Annotated in this window: 15 protein-coding genes; 10 read left to right on the top strand and 5 right to left on the bottom strand. The window is 68.2% G+C overall.

The window, feature by feature from the left end:
• From AC792_RS11305 to AC792_RS11335, 7 genes are all read left to right on the top strand, one after another.
• Nucleotides 1–696 carry an ABC transporter permease gene (locus AC792_RS11305; RefSeq protein ID WP_049830621.1) on the top strand — a complete coding sequence of 232 codons (696 nt, stop codon included), beginning with the start codon at nucleotides 1–3 and terminating at the stop codon, nucleotides 694–696.
• On the top strand, nucleotides 696–1,439 hold the full coding sequence (locus AC792_RS11310) for an ABC transporter permease (protein WP_049830622.1): 744 nt from the start codon (nucleotides 696–698) through the stop codon (nucleotides 1,437–1,439). Before AC792_RS11305 ends, AC792_RS11310 begins: the two co-directional genes overlap by 1 nt.
• Entirely contained in the window at nucleotides 1,436–2,410 is a 975-nt protein-coding gene (locus tag AC792_RS11315) for an ABC transporter substrate-binding protein (RefSeq protein WP_049830623.1), read from the top strand. The genes AC792_RS11310 and AC792_RS11315 overlap by 4 nt, the downstream gene beginning before the upstream one ends.
• Before the next feature lie 90 nt (nucleotides 2,411–2,500).
• Complete coding sequence (locus AC792_RS11320) at nucleotides 2,501–3,718, top strand: pyridoxal phosphate-dependent aminotransferase (RefSeq protein WP_049830624.1); 1,218 nt, start codon at nucleotides 2,501–2,503, stop codon at nucleotides 3,716–3,718.
• A gap of 21 nt (nucleotides 3,719–3,739) precedes the next feature.
• Nucleotides 3,740–4,591, top strand: coding sequence for a PPK2 family polyphosphate kinase (locus AC792_RS11325; RefSeq protein WP_152916164.1), 852 nt, complete (start codon nucleotides 3,740–3,742; stop codon nucleotides 4,589–4,591).
• A gap of 55 nt (nucleotides 4,592–4,646) precedes the next feature.
• Entirely contained in the window at nucleotides 4,647–5,489 is an 843-nt protein-coding gene (locus AC792_RS11330; protein WP_049830626.1) for a formate/nitrite transporter family protein, read from the top strand.
• Nucleotides 5,490–5,651: 162 nt separating this feature from the next.
• Nucleotides 5,652–5,879 carry a PLD nuclease N-terminal domain-containing protein gene (locus AC792_RS11335; protein ID WP_160317639.1) on the top strand — a complete coding sequence of 76 codons (228 nt, stop codon included), beginning with the start codon at nucleotides 5,652–5,654 and terminating at the stop codon, nucleotides 5,877–5,879.
• Between the two features lie 58 nt (nucleotides 5,880–5,937).
• On the opposite strand, the gene AC792_RS11340 is transcribed toward AC792_RS11335, so the two are convergent.
• A complete protein-coding gene (locus AC792_RS11340) occupies nucleotides 5,938–6,174 on the bottom strand; it encodes an exodeoxyribonuclease VII small subunit (RefSeq protein WP_049830628.1) in 237 nt (78 codons plus the stop codon).
• Between the two features lie 67 nt (nucleotides 6,175–6,241).
• Nucleotides 6,242–7,534, bottom strand: a complete 1,293-nt coding sequence (xseA, locus tag AC792_RS11345; protein WP_049830629.1) for an exodeoxyribonuclease VII large subunit — start codon at nucleotides 7,532–7,534, stop codon at nucleotides 6,242–6,244.
• A 200-nt stretch (nucleotides 7,535–7,734) separates the two neighbouring features.
• Here xseA and AC792_RS11350 point away from each other — a divergent pair, with 200 nt between their 5' ends.
• The 3 genes from AC792_RS11350 (at nucleotide 7,735) to ychF (ending at nucleotide 10,886) form a co-directional block, all read left to right on the top strand.
• Nucleotides 7,735–8,577: a hypothetical protein gene (locus AC792_RS11350; protein WP_049830630.1), complete on the top strand. Its 843-nt coding sequence runs from the start codon at nucleotides 7,735–7,737 to the stop codon at nucleotides 8,575–8,577.
• Between the two features lie 62 nt (nucleotides 8,578–8,639).
• Nucleotides 8,640–9,737 (top strand): 4-hydroxy-3-methylbut-2-enyl diphosphate reductase, encoded by a 1,098-nt coding sequence (locus AC792_RS11355; RefSeq protein WP_049830631.1) that lies wholly within the window; start codon nucleotides 8,640–8,642, stop codon nucleotides 9,735–9,737.
• 63 nt (nucleotides 9,738–9,800) lie between these two features.
• Nucleotides 9,801–10,886 carry a redox-regulated ATPase YchF gene (gene ychF / locus AC792_RS11360; protein WP_049830632.1) on the top strand — a complete coding sequence of 362 codons (1,086 nt, stop codon included), beginning with the start codon at nucleotides 9,801–9,803 and terminating at the stop codon, nucleotides 10,884–10,886.
• 653 nt (nucleotides 10,887–11,539) lie between these two features.
• On the opposite strand, the gene AC792_RS11365 is transcribed toward ychF, so the two are convergent.
• The 3 genes from AC792_RS11365 to AC792_RS11375 form a co-directional block, all read right to left on the bottom strand.
• The gene (locus AC792_RS11365; protein WP_049830633.1) at nucleotides 11,540–12,952 is read right to left on the bottom strand and encodes an MFS transporter; all 1,413 of its coding nucleotides are present in this window, start codon (nucleotides 12,950–12,952) and stop codon (nucleotides 11,540–11,542) included.
• A gap of 71 nt (nucleotides 12,953–13,023) precedes the next feature.
• Complete coding sequence (locus AC792_RS11370) at nucleotides 13,024–14,175, bottom strand: ABC transporter ATP-binding protein (RefSeq protein ID WP_049830634.1); 1,152 nt, start codon at nucleotides 14,173–14,175, stop codon at nucleotides 13,024–13,026.
• Between the two features lie 34 nt (nucleotides 14,176–14,209).
• Nucleotides 14,210–15,949 carry an ABC transporter permease gene (locus tag AC792_RS11375; RefSeq protein WP_049830635.1) on the bottom strand — a complete coding sequence of 580 codons (1,740 nt, stop codon included), beginning with the start codon at nucleotides 15,947–15,949 and terminating at the stop codon, nucleotides 14,210–14,212.
• Nucleotide 15,950: the final 1 nt, after the last annotated feature.

Below are 15,950 nucleotides of genomic sequence, written 5' to 3' on the forward strand. Positions count from 1 at the left end.
GTGGACTGGTTCCTCGCCAACCTCGACTTCGTCTGGCTGCACACGCGCCTGCACCTGTTCCAGGCGATCGTGCCGCTTCTCCTCGGAGTGGTCGTCGCGATCCCGCTCGCGCAGCTCGCGCGGCTGAACCGCGTACTGGGCTCGGTGCTGCTCACCGGCTCCTCGATCCTCTACACGATCCCGTCGCTGGCGATGTTCGTGTTCCTCCCGGTGGTGCTCGGCACCTCCGTGATCGATCCCGTCAACGTGATCGTGGCGCTCACCGTCTACGCCGTGTCCCTCCTGGTGAGATCCACGCTGGACGCTCTCACCTCGATCGACGACGGCGTCCGCCAGGCCGCGGTGGCCCTCGGCTACCGGCCCCTGCGGCGCTTCCTCACGGTGGATCTGCCGCTGTCCATCCCCGTGCTCATCGCCGGGCTCCGCGTGGTCTCGGTCACCAACATCTCGCTGGTCAGCGTGGGTGCGCTGATCGGTGTGCCCAGTCTCGGCACCCTGTTCACGGACGGTCTCTTCCGCTCGTTCCCCACCGAGATCGCCGTCGGCATCACCATCATCCTGCTGCTGGCCCTGGTCATGGACCTGCTCCTGGTCCTCGCCGAGCGCCTCCTGACCCCGTGGACCCGGAAGGCACCGGCCCGCGGCAGGCGGACGCGCGGCGCGGTGGCCCTCGACGCGAAGGTGGCGGGCAGCTGATGAACTACTCCAGCAACAACCTCTTCGTCCAGATGTTCGAGTGGCTCACGGCCCCGCAGAACTGGGAAGGCTCCCGCGGCATCCCCACCCGGGTGCTCGAGCACCTCGGGTACACGGGCCTCACGCTGCTGATCGCGCTGGTCATCGCCGTGCCGATCGGCCTGTACGTGGGGCATACCGGACGCGGGCGCGTGGTGGTGGTCTCCGGCATCGGGATCCTCCGGGCGCTGCCCACGCTCGGCATGGTGTTCCTCTTCGTGCTGCTCTCGGGCCTCGGTCTGATGCCGCCCATCTGGGCATTGGTGCTGCTCGCCGTCCCCCCGCTGCTGAGCGGGGTCTACGCCGGGATCTCCTCGGTCAATCGCACGGTGGTGGACGCAGCGCGGAGCATGGGCATGAGCGAGCTCCAGATCGTCTTCCGGGTCGAGATCCCCAACGGCCTGCCGGTGATCCTGGGCGGGGTCCGGGCCGCTACGCTGCAGGTCATCGCGACCGCCGCCGTCGTCGCCTTCATCAACCTCGGCGGGCTCGGGGTGTTCCTCGTCGAAGGGACCCAGCTCGCCGACTACGGGCGGCTCTTCGGCGGCGCCGTGGTGATCACCGTCCTCGCGATCGTGGTCGACCTGCTCATGGGGCTCCTGCAGCGGGTCGCCGTCTCCCCGGGGCTGGGCACACCCCGCCGCGGGGCCAAAGGATCTGGCCGGCAGAAGGCCGTCGCCAGTGCACAAGGAGGAACAACATGAAGAACCTGTCAGCACCACGCGCCCGTCGGCGCGCCTTGATGGGACTGGCTGGCGGCCTGACGGCCGCGCTGGCGTTGACTGCCTGCGGTGCCAACAGCGACCCCACGGACACCTCGGGATCGAACGACGACGCGGCCGGATCGAGCGGATCCCTCACCATCGGATCGGCCGATTTCCCCGAGAGCCAGATCATCGCCGAGATCTACGCCGGTGCCCTGAACGCCGCGGGTGTGGAGGCCACCACCCGGCCGAACATCGGCTCCCGCGAGATCTACTACGGGGCCATGGAGGACGGCTCGATCGACCTCATCCCCGACTACAGCGGCAACCTGCTGCTGTTCGTGGACAGCAGCGCTCCCGAGGCGTCCGCCGAGGACATCATCGGGGCACTGCCGGAGGCGCTGACCGAGCGCTCCCCGGACGTGAACCTGGGGATCCTCGAACCGGCGTCGGCGGAGAGCAAGGACGCCCTCGTGGTCACGGCCGCGACCGCGGAGCGGTACGACCTCACCTCCATCGCGGACCTCGCCGAGGTCTGCGACGAGATCACCATCGGTGCGCCGAGCACGTTCCAGGAGCGCGCCTACGGCCTGCCCGGGCTCGAGGACAAGTACGGGTGCGTACCCGGCGGCTTCGAGGCCCTCAACGACGGCGGTGGGGACATCACCCTGCAGGCGCTGCTGAACGACGACGTGCAGGCCGCGGACATCTACACCACCACGCCCTCCATCGACGACAACGATCTGCTGGTGCTGGAGGACCCGGAGAACAACTTCATCGCCCAGCAGGTGGTGCCGCTGATCAACCTGGACACCGTCGGCGAGGATGCTCGGGAGGTCCTCGACCGGGTGTCCGCCGAGCTGACCACCGACGACCTCCTGGCACTGAACCGCGAGGTGAGCGGCGAGGAGAAGCGGAACCCCTCCGACGCCGCCGCGGACTGGCTGGCGGACAAGGGGCTCGTGGGCTGACACGGCCGCCTGAGCGCAGTACCCGGTGAGGGCCCGGGAGGAGGCAGTTCATGCCGCCCTCCGGGCCCTCACCTGTGACATCCTGATCCAATGGCCACGTACAAGCAGTCGGAGAAGCTCCGCAACGTCCTCTACGACATCCGGGGACCGCTCCTGGAGCACGCCATGACCATGGAGGCCCAGGGCCACCGGATCCTGAAGCTCAACATCGGCAACCCGGCACCCTTCGGCTTCGAGGCGCCGGACGCCATCCTCGTGGACATGATCCGCAACCTGCCGAAGGCCCAGGGCTACAGCGACTCCCGCGGGATCTACTCGGCGCGGACGGCCGTGGTGCAGTACTACCAGGGCCGCGGCATCACCTCGATCGACGTGGACGACGTCTACCTCGGCAACGGGGTGAGCGAGCTGATCACCCTGTCCATGCAGGCCCTGCTCGACACCGGCGACGAGATCCTGATCCCCACCCCCGACTACCCGCTGTGGACGGCGTCCGTGGCGCTCGCAGGCGGGACGCCGGTGCACTACCTCTGCGACGAGGAGAACCACTGGTGGCCGGACCTCGAGGACCTGGCCGCCAAGATCACCCCGCGCACCAAGGGGATCGTGCTCATCAACCCCAACAACCCCACCGGTGCCGTGTACCCGCGCGCCGTCCTCGAGGGCATGGTGCGCCTGGCGCAGGAGAACGGGCTGATCATCTTCGCCGACGAGATCTACGAGAAGATCCTGTACGACGACGCCGTGCACGTCAACGCGGCAGCCGTGGCCGGCGACGACGTCCTGTGCCTGACCTTCAGCGGTCTGTCCAAGGCCTACCGGATCGCCGGGTTCCGAAGCGGCTGGATGGCCATCTCGGGCCCGAAGCGGGATGCCGCCAACTACATCGAGGGCATCAACCTCCTGGCCAACATGCGCCTGTGCGCCAACGTGCCGGCCCAGCACGCCATCCAGACGGCCCTCGGCGGCTACCAGAGCATCAACGACCTGATCCTGCCCGGCGGACGCCTGAAGCAGCAGCGCGACAGGGCGGCCGAGCTGCTCAACGCGATCGACGGGGTGAGCTGCGAGGTGGCGCAGGGGGCGCTCTACCTCTTCCCGAAGCTGGATCCCGAGGTGTACCCGATCGAGGACGACGAGAAGTTCGCCCTCGATCTGCTCAAGCAGCAGAAGATCCTGATCTCCCACGGCAGCGCCTTCAACTGGGTGAACACCGACCACTTCCGGATGGTTACCCTGCCGAGCGTGGAGGTCATCGAGGACGCCATGGAACGTCTCGCCGACTTCCTCTCCACCTACCAGCCCTGACCGGCAGCCACGAAAGGCATCATGGCCAAGAAGAAGAAGCCCACCGATCTCCGCGATCTCCTGAGGTCCACGCCGGAGCTCTCCCTGGCAGGCATCGACCCGCGGTCCACCCCGGGGTTCGACGGCGGCAAGAAGAAGGGTGCTGCGGCCCTGGCGGACGGGGCCGGCAGGCTCGAGACACTCCAGGAGCAGCTCTTCGCCGAGAGCCGGTTCGGAGGCGAATCGGCCGTGCTCCTCGTCCTGCAGGGCATGGACACCTCCGGCAAGGGCGGGATCGTCCGGCACGTGATCGGGGTGGTGGATCCCCAGGGCATCCACCACCACGCGTTCAAGTCGCCCACCCCGGAGGAGCTCAGGCACTCCTTCCTCTGGCGGGTGCGGCGCCAGCTGCCGGGCCACGGGATGATCGGCGTGTTCGACCGCTCCCACTACGAGGACGTCCTCATCCACCGTGTGCGTGGACTCTCCCCCGCCGAGGAGATCGAGAAGCGGTACGCGGCCATCCGGAAGTTCGAGGACGGCATCGCGGCCTCCGGCACCCGGGTGCTGAAGGTGATGCTGCACATCAGCAAGCAGGAACAGGAGAGCCGGCTCGCCAAGCGGCTGCGGCGCGAGGACAAGTACTGGAAGTACAGCCCCGTGGACGTCGACGAGCGCGCCTACTGGGACCAGTACCAGGAGGCCTACGGTCTGGCGATCGGGCGCACGGACACCGACGACGCCCCATGGTACGTGGTACCGGCGGATCGCAAGTGGTACGCACGGCTCGCCGTGCAGCGCCTGCTCACCGCTACCCTCGAGGACATGGACCTCGCGTGGCCGGCGCCGGCGTTCGATGTCAAGGCCGAGAAGAAGCGGCTCGCGGCCTCCTGACCAGCACCGTCCGGATCGCTGGTGCCGGTGATCTGCGATCCGAAGGGTAGCAACCGTGAGCGAGCAGCGCAGACGGGATCTGGGGGAGACCGACGCCCCTGTCGAGGACGAGCTGAAGGAATCCTTCGACGCGACGATCACGGAGGGTGCCGAGCGGCTGCAGCGGACCTTCCGGAACATCCTCGTCACCGGGGTGTTCGGCGGGTTCGAGATCGGCCTCGGGGTGATGGCCTACCTGGCCGTGCTGCACGAGACCGACAACCACCTGCTCGCCGGGATCGCCTTCAGCGTGGGTCTGGTGGCCCTGCTCCTGGCCCACAGCGAGCTGTTCACGGAGAACTTCCTCATGCCGGTCGCAGCCCTGGTGGCCCGGGAGGGCACCGGATGGCAGCTGGTGAAGCTGTGGGGCGGCACCCTCGTGGCGAATCTCGTAGCCGGGTGGATGTTCGTGTGGATCGTGATGCAGGCGTTCCCGCAGTGGACCGGGATCGTGGACGAGGGTGCCCGCCACTTCGTCGACGCACCGTTCTCCCTCCAGACCGTGGCGCTCGCGGTCCTCGGTGGCAGCACCATCACGCTCATGAGCCGCATGCAGCAGGGCACCACGAACGAGGTGGCCAAGATCGTCGCCACGGTGATCGGCGGTTTCCTGCTGGCGGGTCTGCAGCTCTTCCCCTCGGTCCTCGACTCGCTGCTGATCTTCGCCGCGATCCACTCCGGGTCCGACGTCACCTACGGGCAGTGGCTCGGCTGGTTCGGGTACACCCTGCTGTTCAACGTGCTCGGCGGGCTCGTGCTCGTCACTCTCCTGCGGCTCGTCCGGACCAAGGAGCTCCTCGAGGAGCGCCGTGCGGCCGGGACCATCGCGTCGGACCCGGACCCGGACCCGGAGGACTGAGGCGAAGCCGGTGGACTCGCGGCCCGCGCGGACCGGACTCGATCATTCCCGTACGCTGCCGGAGCGTTCGACCCTGCCACCGCCTCCCGGCTACGGTGGGAGCGGCGACCGGGCCGGCCGGTCACCTCGACGAGGGGGATGATGAACGGTGGGAACACCTTGATGAGTGTCGGAACCTGGACGAGTGTGTTCCTGCTGATCGGGCTCCTGGGACTGGTGCTGTTCGTCGCGGCACTCGTGAGCATCGCGCGGACCCCGCAGTCCTCGTCCCTGGGTCAACCGCTGTGGATCCTCATCGTGCTCGCCTTCCCCGTGATCGGACCCGTCCTGTGGTTCCTCGTGGGCAAAGGCACCGCCTCCGGCGGGACCCTGCAGCGGCCGGAGAGCTGAGGCCTCGACCGCGCGCCGGGCCGCCGTCGGCTGCTCCCGGTGGGTCGACCCCTCCGGGTCAGGAACTCTCGGCCTTGTCCCGGGCAGCCGTCAGGCGGGCCTTCGCGCCCTCGAGCCACACCTCGCAGCGGTCCGCGAGCGCCTCACCTCGTTCCCAGAGGGCGAGCGAGGTCTCGAGGCTGACGCCGCCCGCCTCGAGCCGGCCCACCACGGAGACGAGTTCCTCCCGCGCCTGCTCGTAGGACAGCGTGTCCACCTCGGCCTGCGAGGGAGTGCTCTCGGTGTTGTCGGTCATGGGTCGATCCTTTCCGAAGATGTCGTGGTGATCAGGGGGCACTGTGCCGTGGGGGTGGTGGGCGCCGTCATGCCGGTGCACCGCCGTCGTGGTCCCCGTCCGCCACGGCCCCGAACTGCCCGCCCGCGACCCGGATCCGTAGGGCCGCGCCGCCGTGTGCTTCTCCCGGCTCCCTGACCACCGTGCCGTCGATCAGCTGGACCACGGCGTACCCACGGTCCAGGGTCCGCTGCGGGGAGAGGGACCGGACCCGCTCGCGCAGGTGGTGGACCACGTCCGCGTCGCGCTCCACCACCGCCGTCGTGCTCCTCAGGGACCGGCTCCGCAACCGCTCGAGATCGGCCTCGCGGACCTCGATCATGCCCTCCGGTCTCGCGAGCGACGGCCGGGAGCGCAGATTGGTGAGGCTCTCGCTCTCCCGGTGCACCAGGACCCTGATGGAGCGTTCGAGCGAGCCGCGGGCGTACCGGATCCGTTCCAGTTCCTCGGAGACATCGGGCACCACCCGCTTCGCGGCGTCGGTGGGGGTGGAGGCCCGGAGGTCGGCCACCTCGTCCAGGAGCGGGCGGTCCGCCTCGTGGCCGATCGCGCTGACCACGGGGGTACCGGCGGCGGCGACGGCGCGCACCAGGGTCTCGTCGCTGAAGGGGAGGAGGTCCTCGAGCGCGCCACCACCGCGCGCGATGACGATGACGTCGATCTCGGGATCGCGGTCCAGCTCGGCGAGTGCCGCGGTGACCTGTGCCACGCTGTTCACGCCCTGGACCGCCACCTCGCGTACCTCGAACTCCACCGCGGGCCAGCGGAGCGCGGCGTTGCGCATCACGTCCTTCATGGCGTCCGAGTCCCGCCCGGTGATGAGCCCGATCCGGTGGGGGAGGAGCGGGAGGCGCTTCTTGCGGGCGGGGGAGAACAGTCCTTCGCCGGCCAGGACCTGGCGGAGGCGTTCGATCCGCGCCAGCAGGTCACCGATGCCCACCGGGCGGATGTCGCTGGTCTGCATGGACAGGCGACCGGTCTTCAACCAGAAGTCGGGCTTGAGCCGTGCCACCACACGGGACCCGCGTTCCAGGGGGGACGAGGCGCGATCCAGCACACTGCTGAACACGGACAGGGACAGCGACACCTCGGAGTCGACGTCGCGCAAGGTGATGAAGCACATGCCGGCGCGGCGGTTGAGCTCGATCACCTGACCCTCCACCCATGCCGCCGGCGCGCGGTCGATGTGCGCCTTGAGCTTCTGGGACAGCAGGTGCAGCGGCCAGGGGGAGTCCGGTGAGGTCTCGGCCGCGGTCTCCGGGACGGTGGAACCGGATCGCTCGACGGCAGCGGGTACTCCGTGCTCCGCCTCGCTGGTCATGGTTCTCCTGTTCCGCCGGGAGGTGGCCCTCCCGCTGATCCGATCGTGCCGAATGGTCGATGACTCCCATCTCTACCACCTACGGACCTGCAACCGCTGCCGGAGGCGCCCCTGTGTGCATCCTGCGAGGACAGCGGGTCCTGCGCGCCGGGGATGGGTTCCACGGCATAATCGGGTGCTACCTCACAGTAAAGGACTCCATGCGGACCCTCGTCTCAGCCCTCCTGGCCCTCCTGTCGCTCGTCGCCGTGGCCGTCGGTCTCGCGTCCCTGTGGGTCGAGCAGAACCTGGTGGACGAGTCCGGGTTCGTGGCCCTCGCCGCCCCACTGGGCGACGACCCGGCGTTCCAGGGGGCCCTGGTGGACTCGCTGGTGCAGGACGTCACCTCCGACACGGGTCTGCCCGAGCAGTTCACGGCGTTCGTGGAACCGCTCGTCCGGGACGCCGCCACCGCGGTCACCGGTTCGGCAGGCTACCCCGGCGCCTGGGACCGGACCCTCCGGCTGTCCCACGACCTCACCTTCGCGCAGGCACCCGATCCGTCGGAGCCGGCACCGGCCGTGCTGTCCCTCGACCTCGCGCCGGTGATCGACCTGGTGACCGAGAACATCTCCTCCGGGCTGGGCCTCGAGGTCCCCGTCCCCGGGAGTACCACGATCGAGGTGGGGTCCGTCCCGCGCGGGGGTACGTTCAGCGCCGTCGCCGAGGCGGTGCAGGGATGGCCGCTCCACCTCGCCGGCGCCGGGATCCTGGCCGTCCTGGCGCTGCTCGTCGCCCGACGTCGTGGTATCACGCTCGCGCTGCTGGGCCTCGGTGTGGTGCTGATCGGAGTTGCGGGATCCCTGCTGGCGGGCATTCTCCCGGGGATCGCCGTCGCCGCCCCCGGCGTCGACGGCGTCGCCGAGGTGTTCGTCCGTGGGCTGGCCGAGCAGGCCGGCACGGACCTCGCCGCGTCCAGCATCCCCGTGGTGGTCGGAGGGCTCCTCGCGACCGTGCTCGGCATCGTGGTGCAGCTCGTCCTGGGGCGACGGCGTCGGGGATAGCCCACAGCGGAACGGGCGCCGATGCACGGAGCCGTGCCGGGCCGACCGGATAGGATCGGGGCATGACCAGTACCACCGTCCAGGTCCCCATGCCCACGATCCCGCGCAGGCGCCGTTCACCGGAGGACGTCCTCGCGGCCGCCCCCGTCCTCGGGGAGAAGAAGGTGCTGCTGGCCGCCCCGCGGGGGTACTGCGCCGGTGTGGACCGTGCCGTGATCGCCGTCGAGAAGGCGCTCGAGCACTACGGTCCGCCCGTGTACGTGCGCAAGCAGATCGTGCACAACCTGCACGTGGTGTCCACGCTCGAGGAGAAGGGTGCCGTCTTCGTCGACGAGACGGACGAGGTGCCCGAGGGGGCGCTCGTGGTGTTCTCCGCCCACGGGGTCTCACCCGCCGTCGTGCAGTCCGCCGAGGACCGCGGCCTGCGGACCATCGACGCCACCTGCCCCCTGGTCACCAAGGTGCACAAGGAGGCCCAGCGCTTCGCCCGCGACGACTTCGACATCCTCCTCATTGGGCACGAGGGCCATGAGGAGGTCGAGGGCACCGCCGGCGAGGCGCCCGAGCACATCCAGATCGTCAACGGCCCCGAGGACGTGGACAAGGTGCAGGTCCGCGACCCCGAGCGGTTGATCTGGCTCTCGCAGACCACCCTGAGCGTGGACGAGACCATGCTGACCGTGAACCTGCTCAAGGAACGGTTCCCCACGCTGCAGGACCCGCCGAGCGACGACATCTGCTATGCCACCTCCAACCGGCAGGCGGCGATCAAGAAGATCTCGCCCGAGACGGAACTCGTGATCGTGGTGGGCTCCGCCAACTCCTCGAACTCCGTGCGGCTGGTGGAGGTGGCCCTGGAGTACGGGGCGAAGAAGGCCTACCGCGTGGACTTCGCCAACGAGGTGGACGAGTCCTGGTTCGAGGGCGTCTCGACCATCGGCATCTCCTCCGGCGCCTCCGTGCCCGAGAACCTGGTGCAGGACGTCCTGCGGTTGCTGGCCGAGTACGGCTACGGGCAGGTCGAGGAAGTGGTGACCGCTCAGGAGGACATCATCTTCTCGCTGCCCAAGGAGATCCGTTCCGCGCTCAAGGCCATGGACGATCCCGCCAAGGGCCGTGGCGGGCGTGGCCCCCGTCCCGATCGTTCCTCGCTGAACTGAGTCCGGTCCCCGGAGGGACACCCCTGTGCCCGGGTGGTCGACGGCCCGGTAGACTCGTCTCCCGTGGCTCTTACTATCGGCATCGTCGGACTGCCCAACGTCGGCAAATCAACACTCTTCAACGCACTGACGCGGAATAACGTCCTGGCGGCGAACTACCCGTTCGCGACCATCGAGCCGAACGTGGGCGTGGTCAACCTGCCGGACCCGCGCCTGGCACGCCTCGCCGAGGTCTTCGGCTCCGCGCGGCTCCTTCCCGCCACGGTGTCCTTCGTGGACATCGCGGGCATCGTGAAGGGTGCGTCCGAGGGGGAGGGGCTCGGCAACCAGTTCCTCGCTAACATCCGTGAGGCCGAGGCGATCGCCCAGGTGATCCGCGTGTTCGACGACCCCGACGTGATCCACGTGGACGGCAAGGTGGACCCGCGCTCCGACATGGAGACCATCAACACGGAGCTGATCCTCGCCGACCTGCAGACGCTGGAGAAGGCGATCCCGCGTGTCGAGAAGGAAGTGAAGATCAAGAAGCGCGAGGCCGCGCAGCTCGCCGCGATGCAGGCGGCGCAGACCGTCCTGGAGCGCGGCGACACCGTCTTCTCGTCCATCGCGAAGGACAAGCTGGAGATGGAGCACCTCCGCGAGCTCAGCCTGCTCACCGCCAAGCCGTTCATCTACGTGTTCAACGTGGACGACGCCGTGCTCGGCAGCCCGGACCGCCAGCAGGAGCTCCGCGACCTCGTGGCTCCCGCCGACGCCATCTTCCTCGACGCGAAGCTCGAGGCCGACCTCGTGGAGCTCGACGAGGCCGAGGCCCGCGAGATGCTCGAGATGAGCGGCCAGGAGGAGTCCGGGCTGGACCAGCTGGCGCGCGTCGGCTTCCACACCCTCGGCCTGCAGACCTACCTGACGGCGGGTCCGAAGGAGAGCCGGGCCTGGACCATCAAGAAGGGGGCGACGGCGCCCGAGGCGGCCGGCGTCATCCACTCCGACTTCCAGCGCGGCTTCATCAAGGCCGAGGTGGTCTCCTTCGAGGACATCGTGGACGCCGGCTCCATGAGCGAGGCCAAGTCCCGCGGCAAGGTCCGCATCGAGGGCAAGGAGTACGTCATGTCCGACGGCGACGTGGTGGAGTTCCGCTTCAACGTCTAGTCCGACATGCCTGACATGCGTCGTCCGGACAACCGGGAAATCGGTAGCACTCCGGCTCCGGGGGATCTCTGAGCAGCCGGCTCGATAGGGCACCGACATGAGACTCGGGGTGCCCCGCCCGGGTGGATCCTCCTGGGTTGGGCACCTCGTGTGCCGGCAAAGAGAATCGTCATGGTTCGGTTTCGGGCTTTCACCGAGAGGGCGTGTGATTCCGGCTCGTCTGCCTCGACGAAGAGCACCGTTGACTGTCACGACGACTCACTGGCCGGTCTGTTGTGTTCATGGATGCAGGTCGAGCCCCTGGACCGAGTGACGTGGAGAACCCGGATCGAACTGGTGAACGCGATGTTCGACCACCCAGGGATCTGGCACACGGTGAACGCTGTCATAGCCAGCTCGGTTGGCTCAGTCCTGTGGGGCGCGATCGCCACCGCATCATCACCGTTGTATGTGCATCCGAGACATACGAACCATGTAAAGCCCAGGTCGCATCACAGACCTGGTAGGACTCGGGACACACCGTCTCCAAGAACAACATCAGGGCAGCTCGCTCCGACGTCCGGGAGGACACCGGAGGTCGACAATGACAGGTCAGGGCGGGGCCGCCCTGACCTGTCACTGTCAGTTCCTCGTGCTACGGGCGTGAGCGAGGATCACGCGCGGGCATCCGTGCGGCGGCGGTGCGCTTCGATCGCGATCTTCTCATCCTTGTTGATGATGACGAAGAACACGACTGTGATCACGACGAAGACGAGCAGCATGACGAAGGTGACGTCCCAGCCGAAGTTCTGGACCACCAGACCGATTCCGGAGGACGCGAGTGTTGCCCCGAGGACGTAGCCGAACAAACCGGTGAACCCGGCTGCGGTGCCGGCGACCCGACGCGGGGAGAGGTCGAGTGCCTGGAGGCCGATGAGCATCACGGGACCGTAGATCAGCCCGCCGATGAAGGTCACCGCCACGAGCGAGACCCACAGGGGTGCCGACGCCGGCGTGAGCCAGTAGACGGCCACGGCGATGCCGACGGCCACCATGAAGGTGATACCCGTGAGCGACCGGTTGCCCCGGAAGATCTTGTCCGATGCCCACCCGCACAGCAGTGTTCCGACGATCCCTGCGAGCTCGAACAGGGAGAAGCCGGCGATGCCGCCGGCCAGTGATGCCCCACGGACCTGGGAGAGGTAGATCGGTGTCCAGGTCAGCACGCCGTACCGCAGGGCGTAGACGAAGACGTTGGCCAGTGCGAGCAGGACCATCGTCCGGTTCCGGATCACGTGCTTGCGGACCACGGCCCACATGCCCAGCTCGGCGTCACCGGCGGCATCCTCGACCTTGGCGGGATCGTCGCGGTACTCCTCGATCGTCGGCAATCCCTGGGACTCGGGTGTGTCGCGGACGAGGAAGAAGGCGACGACCGCCACCACGATCGCCACGAGCGCGGGCAGCCAGAAGGCCGCCGTCCAGTCGTTGCCCGTGAGGGAGAGGCCGATGGCCGCGAGTACTCCGACGGCGAATCCGCCGACATTGTGGGCGACGTTCCAGATGGAGGTCTTGATGCCGCGTTCGTTGGTCGAGAACCAGTGGACGAGGACCCGGCCGCAGGGCGGCCAGCCCATGCCCTGGACCCAGCCGTTAATGAACATGACGATCGCGAACAGTGCGAGGGATGCCGAGACTGCGGGGACGAAGGCGACCACGAGGTTGGCAACAGCTGAGAGGAGCAGCCCGATCGGCAGGAAGTACCGTGCATTGGATCGGTCGGACACCGTTGCGGAGAGGAACTTGGAGAACCCGTAGGCGATCAGCGCGGCATTGGCGATGATCCCGATGCCCAGCTCGTCCAGCCGGCCTTCGTCGATGAGCAGCGATCCCACGAGCGGGATGTTGTTGCGGATCAGGTAGTACCCGGCGTACCCGATGAAGATGCCGAGGAACACCTGGAGGCGGAGCCTCGGGTAGCGTTTCGCGACGGTCGTGTCGTCCAGGCGTTCGGTGGGCGGGGGTGCGGCGAGGAACCTCATGAGTCCCTTGTCGGCCCGGGTGCCGCTGGTGGTGGAGTGAGGCATGATTCCTGTCTTTCGGTGATGCTGCGCGGGTGGTGCAGGTGCAGGTGCAGGTGCGGGAAGGTGCGGGGTGGTCAATCCTCGGCCGGGAGCAGCCAGGCCCTGTCCTGTTCGAAGGACACCCGGACGAACGTGCCGGACTCCAGAATGTCCCCTGGGACCGGGTCGTAGATCACGGCCGTGACATTGCCTCCCACGGTCTCGATCTCGTACTCGACCCAGGCTCCGTAGAACACGGACTTGAGGACACGCCCGTTGTTACCGGACACCTCGCGGGCATCCGGGAGCGGCGACAGGGCGACGGACTCGGGCCGGACCATCAGACAGACCTGGCTGTCGGCGCCGATCCCCTCATGGGCGGGGACGGTGTAGGTGGCGCCGAGGGCGCGGACCGTGGCGCGGGCGCCGTCGGTGTCCCGGGTCAACTGCTCGATCGAGGTGTCGAGGAAGTTCGCGCGGCCGATGAAGTCGGCCACGAACACCGACGCCGGCTTCCGGTACACGGTCTCCGGTGTGGCCACCTGCTCGATGCGGCCCTGGCGCATCACGACGATCCGGTCCGAGAGGCTCATCGCCTCGTCCTGGTCGTGCGTGACGTAGACGCTGGTGATCCCGAGCTTGTGCTGGAGGGCACGGATCTCCGTGCGCATCTGCACTCGGAGCTTGGCATCGAGGTTGGACAGCGGTTCGTCGAAGAGCAGGACCTTGGGCTTCATCACCATGGCGCGGGCCAGTGCCACCCGCTGCTGCTGACCGCCGGAGAGCTGGTTGGGGGCACGGTCCGCGAGTTTCGTCAGGCTCATGGAGGCCAGGGCGAACGCCACCTCCTCCTGGACCCGCTTCTTCGGCAGCTTCTGCAGGCGCAAGCCGTAGGCGACGTTGTCGAAGACGCTCATGTGCGGGAACAGGGCGTAGGACTGGAACACCATCGCCATGGGCCGTTTGTCCGGGGTGAGTGCCACCATGTCCTCGCCGTCGAGGGTCAGGGATCCGTGGGAGGGCGTCTCGAAGCCCGCGATCATGCGCAGGGTGGTGGTTTTCCCGCATCCTGACGGGCCCAGGAGGGTGAGGAACTCCCCCGGACGGATGTCGAGGTCGATGCCGGCGACCGCCGGTTCGGCGCTGATGCCGCCGGGGTACTGCTTGACGAGGTTGTCGAGGTGCAGGCTGCCCGAGGGGTTCGTGCCGGGGGCGGTCTCGCTCGGAGTGCTGAGGATCGTTGCCATGATTTTTCTCCGGGTTCTGCGGGAGGTGGAGGAGTCAGTTGACGCGCGTGGGAGCTCGGCGGTCCCGGATCAGGAGGTTCATCAGTCCGATCACCCCGAGCACGATCGCGATGAGGATGGTGCAGTAGGCGAAGGCGTTGCCGAACCGGCCGGAATCGACCTCGGACAGGATCTGCGAGGTCATGATCTTCGTCTGCGGCGTGGTGATGAAGATGATCGGGGAGAGGGTGGTCATGGCCCGGGCGAAGGCGTAGGTCAGACCCGAGAGCAGGGCGGGGCGGATCAGCGGGAGGGTGATGCTGCGGAAGGTGCGCAGCCCGGACGCCCCCAGCGAGGTGGACGCCTCGTCGATCGCGGGGTCGATCTGCTGGAGCGCGGCGATGCCCGAGCGCTGCCCGGACGGCATGGAGCGGATGACGTAGACCATGACGATGGCCAGGGCGCCGCCGAAGATGGCACCGCCCCCGGCCAGGGCCGGAAGCAGCTGGATGTTGCCGATGATGAAGGGCTTGTTGAAGGCCAGTGCGTACCCGATGCCGAGCACGGTACCCGGCACGGCGAGACCCAGCATGCCCAGGAAGTCCAGGGCGCCGCGGCCCCGGCGTACCTTCCGGACCACCAGCCACGCCAGGATCATTCCGAGGACGCCGGCCACCGGGGTGGCGATCAGCGCGAGGATGGTGGTGGTGAACATGGCGTCCGATCCGATGCCCGAGAGCACGTACCGGTAGTTCGCGAGCGTGAACGTGTTGTTCACGCCGAGGATGGCGGTGAAGGCTCCCACGAAGACGGTGACGTAGATGGCCACGATCAAGGTCGCGATCGCGAGGACCACCGTGAGCAGGGGGATCCGGGCCAGGGGCGAGCGCAGCAGCGTGACGTTGCCTGACGGCTTTCCGGTCACCGACACCACACTGCGCCGTTCGGCCCAGTACCGCTGCACGAGGAAGACGAGGAGCCCGGGAAGCAGGAGCACCAGGGAGTATGCCGCACCGCTCGCGACGTCGTACTCGCCCGTGATGGCGATGTAGGCGCGGGAGGAGAGCACGGTGAAGTCGCCGCCGATCACGAGGGGGTTCGCGAGGTCCGCGATCGCTTCGACGAAGAGCAGCAGGAAGCAGCTCGCGAATCCCGGGACGAGCATGGGGACGGTGACACTGCGGAAGATCTTCCAGCGGTCGGCGCCGAGGCTGGACGCCGCCTCGTCCGTGGCGGGGTCCAGGCTGCGGAGCATGCCGAGGAGGTTCATGTACGCCACGGGGAAGAAGGACAGGGACAGCACCAGCGTCAGCCCGGTGAGCCCGTAGATGTTGTAGTCCAGGCCCAGCATCTTGTTGGTGACGAGCCCGCTCCGCCCGAAGAGGGTGATGACGGCCGTGGCCACCGCGAAGGGCGGCGAGACGATGGGCAGGAGCGCGATCAGGTGGAGCAGCTTCTTGCCCCGGAAGTCGAGTCTCGCCTGCGCGTAGGCGAAGGCGAAACCGATCGCCGTGCCGACTGCGCCTACGAGCACACCCAGCACCACGGTGTTCAGCAGCACAGCCCGGTTGGCCGGCGACGTCGCGATGTTCCGCAGCGTCTCGAGGCCCTCCGCGCCGAACGCCTGGGTCAGGATGCGCACCAGCGGGTAGCCGATGAGGATCGCGAGGATGAGGACGACGGCGGTGATCACCAGCTTGGTCACGGCGTCCATCCTCGCCCCGCCCTGGCGGGATCCCTTGCGGGGGGGTGCGGCGGCCGGCAGGGCGGCGGCGGGGGGCGTGTCGAGGCTCACG

The sequence above is a fragment of the Arthrobacter sp. RIT-PI-e genome, from assembly GCF_001187915.1.
Lineage (GTDB): Bacteria > Actinomycetota > Actinomycetes > Actinomycetales > Micrococcaceae > Arthrobacter_D.